At 45.2% G+C, this 14,801-nt stretch carries 5 protein-coding genes and 1 other RNA gene; 3 read left to right on the top strand and 3 right to left on the bottom strand.

Annotated features, from left to right (window positions below):
* Window positions 1-28 precede the first annotated feature (28 nt).
* Window positions 29-9,685 carry a gliding motility-associated C-terminal domain-containing protein gene (locus tag HUJ21_RS18460; protein ID WP_291372039.1) on the bottom strand — a complete coding sequence of 3,219 codons (9,657 nt, stop codon included), beginning with the start codon at window positions 9,683-9,685 and terminating at the stop codon, window positions 29-31.
* A 433-nt stretch (window positions 9,686-10,118) separates the two neighbouring features.
* A complete protein-coding gene (locus tag HUJ21_RS18455) occupies window positions 10,119-10,688 on the bottom strand; it encodes a DUF3109 family protein (protein ID WP_291372038.1) in 570 nt (189 codons plus the stop codon).
* A gap of 574 nt (window positions 10,689-11,262) precedes the next feature.
* On the opposite strand from HUJ21_RS18455, the gene rnpB reads away from it, so the two are divergent.
* Window positions 11,263-11,670, top strand: an RNA gene (rnpB, locus tag HUJ21_RS18450) — RNase P RNA component class A.
* 25 nt (window positions 11,671-11,695) lie between these two features.
* Entirely contained in the window at window positions 11,696-12,853 is a 1,158-nt protein-coding gene (locus HUJ21_RS18445) for a sigma-54 dependent transcriptional regulator (RefSeq protein WP_291372037.1), read from the top strand.
* A gap of 180 nt (window positions 12,854-13,033) precedes the next feature.
* Here the strand turns inward: HUJ21_RS18445 and HUJ21_RS18440 are convergent, their stop codons facing one another.
* Window positions 13,034-14,029 carry an acyl transferase gene (locus tag HUJ21_RS18440; protein ID WP_291372036.1) on the bottom strand — a complete coding sequence of 332 codons (996 nt, stop codon included), beginning with the start codon at window positions 14,027-14,029 and terminating at the stop codon, window positions 13,034-13,036.
* A gap of 76 nt (window positions 14,030-14,105) precedes the next feature.
* Between HUJ21_RS18440 and HUJ21_RS18435 the strand changes: the two genes are divergently transcribed.
* Window positions 14,106-14,777 (top strand): hypothetical protein, encoded by a 672-nt coding sequence (locus HUJ21_RS18435; RefSeq protein ID WP_166147415.1) that lies wholly within the window; start codon window positions 14,106-14,108, stop codon window positions 14,775-14,777.
* The last annotated feature ends 24 nt before the right edge of the window (window positions 14,778-14,801 follow it).

The following is a 14,801-nucleotide window of genomic DNA, read 5'->3' as shown; positions in this document are numbered from 1 at the left end:
AAATTGCTTCAAAAAATTTATTCCCTCCTCAATAAATGAGCGTAAACACACCTGTTTGGGTACCTGGTTCTCCATCCACAGTAACATAGTTGATTTTGTACACATAATTCCCGTTCGGACTCAACTGACCTTTCAATGTGCCATCCCAGCCCGCATCCTCCTGACTAAAGGCGGAATACACCAGTTCTCCCCACTTGTTGAAAATGTGCATTTCAAAATCGGTTATTCCCCTTAATTTAGGCTTAAAGTAGTCATTCAGCCCATCGTCATTGGGCGAAAAAGCATTGGGAATAAGGATCCTGTATGAGGCTACTACTTCCACTGTCCTGCTGGTTTCTGAGACACAGCCCAATACATCAAAAGTAGTCAAACTGATCGTGTAGGTTCCAGGTTTGGTATAACTGTGGATGGGATGTTGCTCATTGCTTTTGTTACCATCTCCGAAATCCCATTCCCAGGTAAATACATTCCCCAGGGTTTGGTCCCTGAATTGTACAGGATCATTGACAAGGATTTCTCCCTCCACACCGGTAGATAAAACGGTATATAGAAACTCTGCTTCCGAAAAAGCCAGCGGCATGGTAACCACTTCCGCAACTTCAATACTGCATCCGCTCTCATCGGTCACCCTTACTTCCACTACTCCATCCTCAAAAAACTGTGTTTCCAAAACATTCTGATCTCCCGTATTCCAGGATATTTCATAGGTTTCGCCAGTCCCGCCCTGAATTTCGATCCAGGCCTCTCCTGTCAACACCTTGAGCTCACAATCCACATCAAAGCGGGTAAACAACTCCACTTCCAGTGGAGCCGGCTCCTCGATTACTATGGTGTTTACCTGCGTACAATTGTTATCATCCGTTACCAGTACCGTATAACTACCCGCTTCAAGGCCATTCCTGTTTTGCGTTCCCAGACCAGGTGCATCACTCCAGGTAATCCGGTAGGGCTGGACTCCTCCGGATATATCCAGATTGATAAAGGCATTGGCATCACCGTGGCAGGCCAGCATATCTGTTTGGGATATGTTTACTTCGAGAGGCGTGGGTTCGGCAACGGTATAAGTACCTCCGGTGGAGCATCCCATCCTATCGGTTACCACCACGGAATACGTTCCCGGTTCCAGATTGCGGAGATCCTTGCTGTTGGCACCATTGGACCAGGCAAAGGTATAGGGGGCCGTTCCTCCCCTTACTTCAAGGAATATACTTCCATTACCGTTGCCATGACAGTCTACATCGGCAATGGTTTCATATACATTAAGAATTTCCGGTTCACGAACCTGGTAAGCGGCAGAAGTCACACAACCGGCCTCATCGGTGATGGTTGCGGTGTAGATTCCAGGCCCAAGATCCGTTATGGTCAATTGATCGGCTACGCCGTTGCTCCATAAGACTTGAAAAGGAACAGCGTCCGGCTGAACGCGGATGCTGATGCTTCCATCATTTGCACCAAAACAGGAAACTCCCTGTATATCCTCCAGACTGATCTGCAGGTCCCTTGAGCGGATAATTTCCACTTCTCTTCTCACCACACAACCCTTTGCATCAGTCACATCTACACTATAAACACCGGGGTTAAGATTATCAGTGGAAGAGGTGGTCGCTCCATTGGACCACAGGAAGGAATAAGGTGCCATTCCGCCACTCACTGTAACATTGGCTTCTCCCCTCTCATTGACGCTACACACACCCAGTTTTCCGGAAATGGTGACATCCATTGGAGAAATAGGTGGAGGAACTTCAAAAGTTCGAATTACAGTACAACCTTTAGCATCCTTAACAGTTACTTCGTAATTTCCTGGTGCGATGTTAAATAGGTCTTTTTCAGTAGAGCCATTTGACCAGGCATACTGGTAGGGAGCAGTGCCTCCGCTAACCTCTAAATCCAGGGTAACCACATCCTCCACAAAACAAAGTTCAAAGCTTCCATTTCCACTTACTGTCAATGCCTCTTCTGGTTCATTGACAATAAAGGTATAACTGTCAAAACAAGATTGCTCATCCAGCACAAAAGCTGTGTAAACTCCTGCCCTTAACCCTGAAATGGAGGTGCCGGTCATGCCATTGCTCCATTGAACGCGCGGTTCACCCGTTCCCCCGGTGATGGTCAGATCAATGGCCCCATCAGCACCCATTTTACAGGAAACATCCGTGATGGCAGCCGTCACCCCAACAGGATCGGGCTCATCTATAACAATACTATCGGTCCAGATACAACCATTGGCATCCATTACCTGAACCTGATAGGTCCCACCGTTTTTGTTGGAAATGGAACTAGTAACCTCTCCGGATGACCAATTGAAGCTATAAGGGGCCGTACCGCCTGAAACCACCAGGTTTATGCCCCCTCTTCCTTCTCCGGCACACCGCACATCAGTTACCAAAGGCACCACAGACAAGGGAGAAGAAGGTTCTGAAACCAGGTATTCTCTTTGTATAACACACCCTTTATCATCCTGGATCAAAGCCAGGTACCTGCCCGACGCCAATCCTTCAATCAAGTCCCCGCTTCCGATTTCAAGACCTGTAGAAATAGCTTCCCAGACGACTGTATAGGATCCGTTACCACCACTGATATCCAGGCGAATTTCGCCATCACTGCCACCAAAACAACTAACCGGTTGAATATCTGCCTGCACCAGCAAAGCTTCGGGCTGTAAGATCAGTACCTGATCCCTTACGGTACAACCGTTGCTATCTGTGATGATCACTTCATAATTTCCCGGAGCCATCCCGGATCTTTCGAAAAGGGTATTGCCGTCTGACCAGCGGTATTGATAAGGAGCTGTGCCTCCTTCTACCTGCAAAGCAACCCTACCGTCATTGGCTGCATAGCAACTTACATCCTGAATTTCCGCATCAAGTTGCAAAGGCAATGGCTCCTCTACAGTGACTTCCCGGGTAGGAGAAATACAACCATTGGCATCCATTACCTGTACCCGATAGGTATTGGCCGCCAGGCCATTGGCCAACAAGCCCGGATAATGAATACCATTGATGATCAAATGATAATCTGGTCTTCCGCCGGAACCAATTGCTGAAATCTGTCCGTTTTGGGAACCGGTACAGGTGACATTTTGTACCGAAAAAATAAAATCCACAGGCTCCGGTGCTTCAATTTCATAGTCCTGAGCAATCAGGCAGCCATTTTCGTCCATTACCTCTACCCGGTAATTCCCTGCGCTTAGCCCTGAAATATGCCTGCCTGTACCAATTTCCGCAGCATCAGCATCCAACCAACGGTAGGTATAACTTCCCGAACCACCGGAGGCCAACAGACTAACAGATCCATCCGCCCCTCCAAAACAACTTACATCAATTAATTCTTCAGTAAAAATGCTCAAGGGATCCGGCTCGGCAATGGTAAAGTCCTCTTCCCAGCTACAACCAGCCTCATCCACTACTTCTACAAGGTAAGATCCGGCTGCCAGTCCGGAAAAGACAAGATCCCCTGCAATTGCCAAGGTACTCTCCTCCCCGTTGAGGGAGACGGTGTAGGGTGAAGTACCACCACTGAGACTCAGGGTAACTGTACCTTCATCTCCATGACAAGCCAATTCCTCAGGAAAATCCACCAGCCCGAGCAATGGTGCGGCAGGTTGAGACACTGTTATGGAAATATCCTCCGACCGGCAGGTTCCATTCATAACAAAAGCTGTATAGGTTCCTGCGGTTAAACCGCTGATTTCACTTCCGGATACCTCCACCCCATTAAAAAATATCCTGAACCCGGACCCTGTACCACCGGAGGGCATTAATGTCACCCTTCCATCATTTCCCCCAAAACAAGATACATCAAAACTTTCTGCATCCAACTCCACCGCTGCCGGTGCCTGTACATGTACTGTATCGGTCAGGAAACCGCAGGCTCCATCCGCAATGGAATACAAGTAATGGCCCGGGTCCCTGTCCAGGAGTAATGTTTCATTTTCCAGCGATGGCAAAGGCACAAAATCAATTCCATCTGTAGAATAAGCCCAGGAAATACTGTACGGCTTTAGCCCTCCTGTAACCTGCAGGTTTATTGACGTTGTCCCTCCAAAACAGCTTATGGCGGGCGCAGTGGCCAATGCCTGAAGCGGCAGGGGTTGTTGCAGGGTTTTGGAAGGTATATCGAGCATACATCCATTGGCATCGGTGACATCAAAATCGTAGCTCACATCGGCAGACAGGCCATCAATATGAAGGACTTCATTTTCATTGGCCGAATAGCTGTTTCCATTTACCACTATGGTGTATGGTGCCGTACCCCCTTCCAGGACCAGGGAAATACTTCCATCCGCAGCTTCAAAACAACTCAGGTCCTGCCAGGAAAAATCCTTAACTTCCAAAGGAGCAGCCGGTTGATCCATGGTAATGAATATTTCATCCGACAAGCAACCATTAATGTTATCTTGCGCATAAACCGCATAAGTCCCGGCTTGCGCCTGAAACGTTTCTCCAAAAATCTGACTGCCATTGACAAAAAAGGTGAAGCTATCCTTTCCGGGTGAACTGGCAGATAGGCTGATCTGTGCTGATCCACCGTAACAAGAAATCTCTTCGGAAGTAAATGCAATTTCAATTTCGTGGGCATCGGCAATGGTAACCTCCTCGCTCAATAACAGGCAGGAAGATGCATCAGTAACCGTATACCGGTAATCACCGGCTTGAATACCAATAAGGCTATTTCCGGTTTCCGGCAGGGTTTGCCAGGAACCAGCCACAGCATCAAACCTTTCCCAGGTAAATACATATGGAAGCGTACCCCCTTCCACCGTGAGTTCAAGAAAAGTCGTTCCCCCTTCGCACAGAATCAGCCCTGCTGCAAGATCTGCTGTCAAAAGTTCAGGTTGTGTAATGGTAATGGATGCTGAAATGGTACAGTTGTCATTATCATCCCAAACCTCCAAAGTATACTCCCCAGCTGTAAGCCCGGTAAATTCGTAGGTTTCCCCCTCATTTAATCCGGTTAAAAAAACTCCGGACCCACCATCAGGAGTAAGCAATGCCCGGTAATTTGGCCTTCCTCCAACTATTTCGAAGCTCAGAGAACCTGAGTTACCCCCATGACAAATGACAGGGGAAACCACGAGTTGTTCAACAGCCAATGGACTGTCCGGCTCAATGATTTCAATCACTTGTGGCTCAGATTGGCAGCCTCTGTTGTCCTGCAACCAAACCTGGTAAATACCAGGGTTCATATTGAAGAATGAAGTTTGATTTCCCTGACTCACTCCATTGATCCATACGGAAAAGGTCCTTCCGGTATGTACCGATGGCGCATTGATTTCCAGACTGCCATCCGCAGCTCCGAAACAGGAGATATCCTGATGACTACTGGAAAAGGTTGGTTGAAGAATATCCTCAATGGTAAAGTTCCCTTCCACCACCGTACAGGAAACATCCTCCAGTTGCCAGGAATAATTACCAGGTTCCAGGTCTTCAAAAGTATATGTTCCTGAAACCTCATCATTATGGTTCATCGAGTAGCCATTGTCAGCAATAAGGGTCAGGCTTTTTCCCGGATTTCCTCCGGAAAAAGTGATGGAAAAAAGCCCGCTATCATCATAGCAAACAGGTTGATCAAGGTCAGTGGAATGAACAATCGGATCTGGTGAAGTGATTTCATAGTCGGGAGAAGCGACCGTACAACCGCCTGCATAGACTATTTCCATAAAATAGGTCCCGGTTATCAGGCTGGAAAGACTGCTATCGGCTATGGGACTTTTCCCTCCCAAAGCAGTTTTCCTATACCACTGCACTGTATAAGTACCGGTACCTCCTGAAATACTGTAGGTAATGGCCCCATCATCCCCACCAAAGCAAGAAACCTGTGATGTCACTTCTGCGTCAAATACAGGCGGATTCGGCTCATTGATGGTAATGACATCAAAATCCTGACATCCTGAGGCATCATCTACCCGGACATCATAATCTCCTGCAGGCAAACCTGCTAAAATCGAACCAGTTGCTACTTCCCAAATACCGCCATCCAATACATAATAGGTATAGCCTGGCACTCCCCCCGAAGCGGAAAGAAATATTATCCCGCTTTCTCCGGGACAAACTGCATCCTGGGAATTGGTCACCAACTGCAATGGACTACTGGGGCCTGGCACGTTTACTGTTCTGGTGACGGTACAACTCCCTCCTGTACTGTATTCTATCCTGTAAAAACCAGGACTCAGGCCGGAAACGACATTCTGATCCTCCGCTACTACTGTCTCAGTAGACAATTCCACCCACCTGTTGCCCGCCGTCAGAGGGTTTCCACCAGTAAATGATACAGATATACTACCATCATTCAGCCCGCAGCTGGGCGCAATCACCTCATCCAATTCAATTTGAAGGGCGTCCGGTTGGTCAATTTGTATATTGTCCAACCTGAAGCTGCAGCCATTGGCATCCCTTACCGTCACCCCATAGGTCCCCTCACCCAGGTTGGTAGGGTTTTGATTGATAAATCCATGGTCCCAGTCAAAAAAATAAACTCCTGATCCCCCTGTCACTTCCAGGGTAATCTGTCCATCATTTCTTCCGAAACAAGAAACATCTTGTTTGTCGATCAGATTTACCTGCAGGGGGGCAGGACCATCCAAATCTACTTCCAGAGCGGCAATACAGGTATTGGCATCCTGGACCAGTGCACGGTATGTCCCAGATCCTATACCGGAAAGCGTAAGAGATGAACCCGGAACAGCTACGAATACACCGGGAGAAACGGCCCTTTCCCAATTTATCTGATAGCCTGGTCTGCCACCTCCTACCTGAATTTCTATACGCCCATCTTCCGAATCATGACACTTTGGACTTACTTTGTTCAACAAACTGATAGAAACCGAAGAAGAAGGCTCACTGATCAGGATATCACTTAATTGTTCCCAGCAACCGTTTTCATCGGTAACCCTTACCTGATAAAGTCCTGCGGCAAGGGATGATGGGTTTTGCTGGTCTGAAGAATAGCCATCCGGACCCTCCCAGTCAAAGATATAGTTTCCTGTTCCACCTTCCACAGCAATGGCAATGGCCCCCGTGCTTTCTCCATAACATAGTACATCCACTGGTTCTCCATACAGGCTTAACTCCAGTTCCGGAGTAATGGGAATAACAAATGTTTCCTGAAGTGTACAGGTAGTGTGATTCAGATCACTCACTTCTAAAATATATTGCCCTGGAGGTCTGTTGGTCAAATCCTTTTCGGTAGCAATCACCGTGGAAGGGTCTGAAGCCCTAAACCATTCGTAAGAAAAACTACCCGAACCTCCACTGACATCCAACTGAATGCTGCCATTTCCTTGTCCAAAACAGGTCTCTGCCTGAATGTCTACATCCGAAATCACAACGGCGGGAGGTGCCAGGATATCAAAGTTGATATTTGGAACAGTACAGCCATTGGCATCTGTTACTACTATAAAGTTATCCGTGGCAGCAGGAAGTCCTGAAAGAAGGATCGGACTGTTGGAAGTGGATTGCGACACCCCACCATTCAATGTATAGGTGTAGGGTGCGGTGCCTCCGGAAATGGTAAAACTTACCGACCCGTCCGCAGCGCCAAAACAACTTACATCGGTGACCAGCGGATTACCAACCTGTAATGGATCTGGTTCGTAAACCACAAAATCACGGGAGACAGAACAATCATTCTCATCCCATACCCGCAGCCGGTAGGTTCCTCCGGAAAGGTTGTCCAATGAAAGCCCGGACTCTCCCACCAATTCCTGAAAAGTTCCACTGATTTCTTTTTCCCATTGGTAAGTCAGGGTGCCGGTTCCACCACTGGCTGTGATTCCGGAAATGGCACCATCTTCCGCTCCGGTACAGGTGATAGGTGAAATATTTAAGTTGTCTTCATTGATCAGAAGTTCATCGGGAGCATCAATGGTAATGAATGAAGTAATATTACATACCGAAGAATAGGATATCCTCACCTCTTGCTGACCTGCCGGAAGGCCTTCAAATAGCAGGTCATTGCCGGTTTGCACCTCCCCGTCAACGGTGACGGTATAGGTGGTGGAAGCGTCATGAATTTGCACCCTGATACTGCCATCAGCAGCACCAAAACAGCTTGGTTCGGTAGCGGTATAACTGATGTCCGGGGCATCAGGAACGGGTACATCAACGCTAAATGTTTGCTCACAGCCTTCTTCATCTCGTACAGTAACCGTATTGATACCTGCGGGAAGCTGGCTGGCTTCCGGACCAGTCTCTCCATTGCTCCATTCAATACTGTAATTTCCCCAGCCTCCCTGAATATCAAATACCCTTGCCGAGCCATCATTGGACCCCACGCAGGTCAATCCGGACAACAGGGTAATATCGCCGGATATGGCTTCTGCCGGCCCTTCCACAGTGACATCCAAATCAAGGTAGCAGCCTCCGCTATCGCTTACCCTGACCGAATAATCCCCGGGAGAAAGCCCGGAAGCTGTCCTGGTGGTCTGCCCATCACTCCACAAATAGCTGTATCCACCCCATCCACCGGACCTGCTGACAGTGGCGGTCCCGTCTGCTGCACCAAAACAAACTTCAGGTGTACTGCTCACGGAAGCAGTTAAAGCAGAGGGCGGAGCCTCAATATTTACGGTATAAGTAAGGGTACACTCTGGGTAATCTACTCCTCCATGCCGGACAATAACAGTATGTTCTCCGGCAGAAAGGCCGGGAAAATTCGCTTCTCCGGATAAAGCCCCGATTGAAACCACCTGTCCATTGACAACCAAATTGTTTGCCGGATCAAGAATATCTACTATGATTTCATCTGGAGGAAAAGAAAAGCCCATAAAAAGACGCTCCGCTTCCAGATAAATGACCCCATCAGCATCTCCAAAACAACTGACGGGAGTAGTATTAAAAGACACTTCCAGAAGCTGTTCGTTTGCGATATTGAAAACCAACTCTTCAGGGCAATCCTCCAGCCTGTAGTCGTCTGTAACTTCAAGGACATAATCGCCTGCCTCAAGCTGATCATACCTGATCTGCCCTCCCGGAGCCGGCAGCCAACCTGTAGCATAGCTCCCATTGGCCCTTCTTATCCTAAAAGCCACATCTCCAAAATAATCCGATGCATCAAAAGTCACACCCCCGTTGGCTTCACAGGTTTCAGGTAAAGTTCCGGCACCAGCACCGGGAGCCAGAACCAAGGGTTCTACTTCCTCAATTTCAATACTTGTCAATTCCTTACAGCCTGTGGCATCTATTACTTCTACAAGATAGCTTCCTGCCGGAACACCATTCAAATCCAGGTTTCTTCCATTTAAAACCGTGGTCAAAACCAGAGCATCACTTTCATCAAAAAAATTAATGGTAAATGGAGCAATCCCATTTTCTATGGTCCCATAAACCTGACCAAAAGTTTCACCTTCGCATTCCTGGTTTTCCTCGTAAAGTATATTTAAGATAAAATTCGTGCTACCTGAAAAGTTGATGGTTTCCGTGTAGGTGTTTCCATCACTGTCAGTCACAGTTAGGTTGTAATCTCCACCTTGTGCCTGTTCGATGGTACTCATGTCACTTTCACCTAGTCCCGCATCCGTTTGGACAATGTTTCCTGCATAGCTCCAAACATAGGTATAGGGAGCCACACCATTTCTTACCCGGATCGAGGCCATTTTTTCACATTCAGAGAAAACAAATACATCCCGGATTATCGGTGCCGACCACGCTTCTTTTGCACCCGATAACCATAATAGGGCAATCAACATGAAAAGTGAGCTATTTGGATAGCGGTTTAACATAGGGATTTATGATGTCTTTATTGCAAAAGCCCTCAGGCAGTTATTTTATTCTCTGTCGGAAACAGGTAAATCTTCCTTTCAGATAAGCACTTATATTTTGATCCTTATTTTTTGTATTATGGCCCAAATTAAAGGCATTTTATTTTTTGATATATAGTAATGTACACTTTACATATATTAAATTATATATCGTGAAATATAATTACTTTAAGTAATAAATATAATTATCTGATATTTACAAAGGACTTGTAGAAAAAATAAAAACCCTGGAGGTCAGGGTTTTCAATACTATATAAATTCCAGGAAGAGATTTCAAATGACTTTAATAGATAAATACAAAAACCATTATAAGAAATTCAAAAAGAAGCACTTGAATAAAAACTAATTTATTAATATAAAATTATTTCGTGTATTCAATTTCTTTTAAAAAATCTTGGTACCAGGCCAAGCCATATTTCCTTACCAAAGCATCCTTTAAAAATTGATACAAAGGAACTCCCAAAGCTTTGCCTAAGTGACAGGCAGGGTCACAAATGTGCCACCTGTCGTAATTCAAGGCATCGTATTCATCGTATTTGGTAATTCTGATCGGATATAAGTGACAGCTGATGGGCTTTTTAAAAGATGTTTTCCCTTCATTATAAGCTTGTTCTATACCACACTTCAATATTCCCTTTTCATCTGCAACAGCGTAGGCACATGCACCGTTTTTGCCAATAGTCGTTGTCCCTTTTTCGTTTTCCTGATCTATGACCCATGTTCCCTTTTTCCTTATTGCTGCCCGTCCTTCAGGGGAAATAAAAGGAGCTATGGAGGCATATTCTTTTTCAAGTATTCCGGTCTCTTCCTCGGTCAAAGGAGCACCAGCATCTCCTTCCACACAACATGCTCCTTTACACTTTTCCAGGTCGCAAACAAAAAAATGATCTTTGATATCATCACTGATTACCGCATTACCGACTACTATCATTTCTTTTTTTTTTGCAAAGGTATTATTTTATCCAGATAGTCCCTAAAATCTACCTCCCTTTCAGGTTTTGTTAAAACACAAAAATGCCGCCTCTGCAAAGAGGCGGCATAACCCAGCACTATGAAGAAAAGCTTGTAAAAGCCTTACAGGAATCAAACCAAAAGGAATGGAAATTGTTTAAAAATTCAGAGGTTTTAATTATTCCCAAAATTAATTTCCCGAAATCAACACAACGATACACAAGTATTGAAAACTGCCCCTTGACAAAATCAGTCAATTGAAACAGTTTTCAACTTCACCAAAGCGGTGGAGTCTTCAAATTACTTGATTTTTCGTTCATTATAACCTTCCCGAAGTCAGGAAATCCCAATACGAAATCTTGGATTTAAAAAAGTCCACGGTCAACTACCTGATGATTCATTATGGATCCGGATACCCATTTGGTCAATTCTTTTTAAAGAAAAAAGTTTTTGAACTCCTATTAAAACTTTCTTAATACTGGCACTAAAAACCATAGAAATAATAAAAGCACCAAAGCTTGGGATAAATGGGCATATTTCATTTATTTTTGCAAGGTGCAGGCTGGTTTGTCGCTATTCCTTACATTAAAAAGGAAGAGAGGAAAGTCCGGGCAACATAGAGCGCCATACTTCCTAACGGGAAGGGGTCCTGGGGGAGACGCCAGGGCTACAGATAGTGCCACAGAAAAAATACCGTCACGGTACAGGCAATTGCCCGTATCGGGATAAGGGTGAAAAGGTGGGGTAAGAGCCCACCGCATGGCAGGTGACTGGCATGGCAAGGCAAACCTTATGGGTTGAAAGACCAAATAGGCTTCGGTCCAAGGGCTGCTCGTCCAATCCCGGTATCCGGGAAACCGAAGTGGGTAGGTCGTTAGATCTTTTCTGTGAAGGAAAGAGCAGATAAATGGCAAACGCTTCGAGAGAAGACACAGAACCCGGCTTACAGGCCTGCACATTTTTAACAGTAAAAAAAGCTAAAGGAAAATGCCGAAAATATTGATAATAGACGATGAGAAGGTTATCAGGTCCACACTGAAAGAAATTCTTGAATACGAAAAATACGAGATTTTCGAAGCCCCGGATGGTGAGAAAGGGTTTGACATGATCAAAAATGAAGAATTTGATCTTGTTCTTTGTGATATCAAAATGCCAAAAATGGACGGTATCGAGGTACTGACAAAATCGGCAGAGCTTGCCAAACAACCTCAATTCATCATGATTTCGGCCCATGGCAGTATAGAAACCGCTGTGGAAGCCACCAAAAAGGGGGCTTTTGATTTTATCCCGAAACCACCAGACCTGAACCGCCTGCTACTGACGGTAAGGAATGCGCTGGACAAGAAAACCCTGGTAAATGAAACCAAGGTTTTAAAAAAGAAGTTGTCCAAAAAGCTGGATATGGTAGGTGAATCTCAGGCCATAAATATTGTTAAAGAAACCATTGAAAAGGTTGCCCCCACTGATGCCCGGGTTTTGATCACCGGACCAAATGGTACCGGAAAGGAACTGGTCGCTCACTGGGTGCACGAAAAAAGCAGTCGTGTGGCTGCCCCGTTCATTGCGGTAAATTGTGCGGCTATTCCCTCCGAACTGATAGAAAGTGAACTTTTTGGACATGAAAAGGGTGCTTTCACTTCTGCCATGAAGCAACGTCAGGGCAAGTTTGAGCAAGCCAATGGAGGAACTATCTTTTTGGATGAAATTGGAGACATGAGCCTTTCTGCCCAGGCCAAGGTTTTGAGGGCCCTGCAGGAGCATAAAGTCAGCCGGGTAGGTGGAGACAAAGACATCAAAATAGATGTGCGCGTACTGGCTGCCACCAACAAAGACTTAAAAAAGGAAATAGCCGAAGGTAATTTCCGGGAAGACCTGTACCACCGAATCAGCGTCATATTGATTCAGGTTCCTCCCCTCAGGGACAGAAAAGAAGACATCCCCCTTTTGGTTGATAAATTCTTGGGGGACATCGCCGCAGAGTATGGAACAGCCAAAAAAGAGATTGACTCCAAGGCCATCCTTAAACTACAGGAATTTCCATGGACAGGAAACATCCGGGAACTGAGAAATGTGATCGAGAGGTTGGTGATCCTTGGTGGAAAAAACATCTCCGCCGATGACATCAAAAAATACGCAAATTATTAGATCCCTTGAATTCTAGCCTCTAACTTCCACATCCGTTGTCTTGGCATAAGCCGGACAAGGCTTGCTGGAAGCACAAGAAGACAATATCAAAATCGCACCTACCACCAAAATTGTCATTATTGTTTTCATAGTCTTGTTATATTACGCCCAAATATGTGTATTTAGTATTTAAATACAAAATTAATTAATCATTAAATTACATCCCCTTATTTCGCTGTTGTCCATTCTTCCCAACACAGAAAAACTCCCGTCCTTATTTTTTTTGCCCAAATCCTGGGTTTCCAAAAAAGCACAGGAATGAACATTTGCCAGGTCGATGATATTGATAGCACCGGATCTGTCTTTCACCATATGAAAAGGGTCATAGGCATCACGAATCAATACCCGTAAACTGGGTGTTTCCCAAAACCTGCCATCACCCGGAGAATAGGCCTGGGACATTAATTCCGTCATTCCGTACTCTGAATGAATATGGTCAAGCCCAAAACTTTTTTTAAGTTGATCATGAACTTCTTCCCTGACCATTTCCTTCCGGCGGCCCTTCATACCTCCTGTTTCCATAACGATCAGATTACCAAAATCAGTATGATCCGCAACTTTTTCGGCAAGATCTAAAAGGGCAAAGGTAACTCCCATCAGCAATACTTTTCTTTTCCCGGCCCTAAGCACCCTGATTTTTTCCAAAAGGGCCTCATGTTCGTACAAATAAAACCCGGAATGTTCGGATCGGCTTTTTTCTATAAAACACGCGGCCATGTCGACCAGAGAACTCCCCTCTCTTTCCATATAGGAAGGTAAAAGGGCAAGGATGTGGAAATCTTGCAAAGAACCATAGACCCTTTCAAATAGGTTTACAGCATGAGAAAGATAAAAAGCTTTGGACCATATATAATGCCTGCTATGCTGCATTCCGGTGGTTCCACTACTGGAATAATATTGGTCAAACTGGTTCTCGGGACCGGAAACCACTTTTGCTGATTTGAAAAATGAGATGGGCAGGTAGGGAATATCGGTCAACCTACTGATCTTTTCTGGCTGAATATTCCTGGCTGTGATATAATCCCGGTAAACCTTGTTGTTTCTGGACTGAAAATGAAACAGATCAAGCGCCGCTGCTGTAAAATCCCCGATTTTACCTGAATTTATTTTTTCGCTAAAACTTTTAAAATAATTCATCGTTATTTTATGGTAAAACCTAAAATTTAATCATTTTTACACCCAACCGATCCAAATGTAAAATTACGGATTACCCATGAAGTTAAAAAATCATTATATCATCGTCCTGATCATATTGTCCGTTTGGGGAGGCTGTATCTCACCTCCTGATGATTTCCCAACCATCCCGGATATCAGTTTCAACAATATGGAGTTTGTTCAGGCTTCTGGAGCTGATTCTTTGATCATCACCCTAAATTTCAGGGATGCTGAAGGGGATCTGGGATTGAATGCCAGGGATTTATTCCCTCCCTTCAATGAACTCAATTATCTCACTGATGATGAGGGCAACTTTATCACCTACAGCAACAGGCCGGATGATGCCCCCTCCTTTAACAACCGGGATTGGGTTATCTTTCCTTTGATCAACAATGTAGAGATCGAGGACACACTTTGGGTTTCAGAAAATGAAGATTACTATAATATTTTTGTGAAATTTTTTATCAAAAGAGGAGGTAATTATACAGAATTTAAATGGTCAGACCCTCCTTATTTCACTACTTTCAATGGTAGATTTCCAAGAATGCTTGAGGAAGAAAGAGGAAGGGCCATAGAAGGGAATATCCGTTACTCCATGCTTTCCCTGGGATGGAACAGCATTTTTCGTACGGATACGCTCCGGTTGGAACTTCAGGTTCAGGACAGGGCACTAAACCGCAGCAACGTAGTAACTACCCCCGATTTCACCCTAGCCCAGATAGAAAGATAAAAAAAGCAGGCAGCTTTTAACTCC

Source organism: Cyclobacterium sp., assembly GCF_014762705.1.
GTDB lineage: Bacteria > Bacteroidota > Bacteroidia > Cytophagales > Cyclobacteriaceae > Cyclobacterium.
This window is presented reverse-complemented; position numbering and strand designations above follow the sequence as displayed.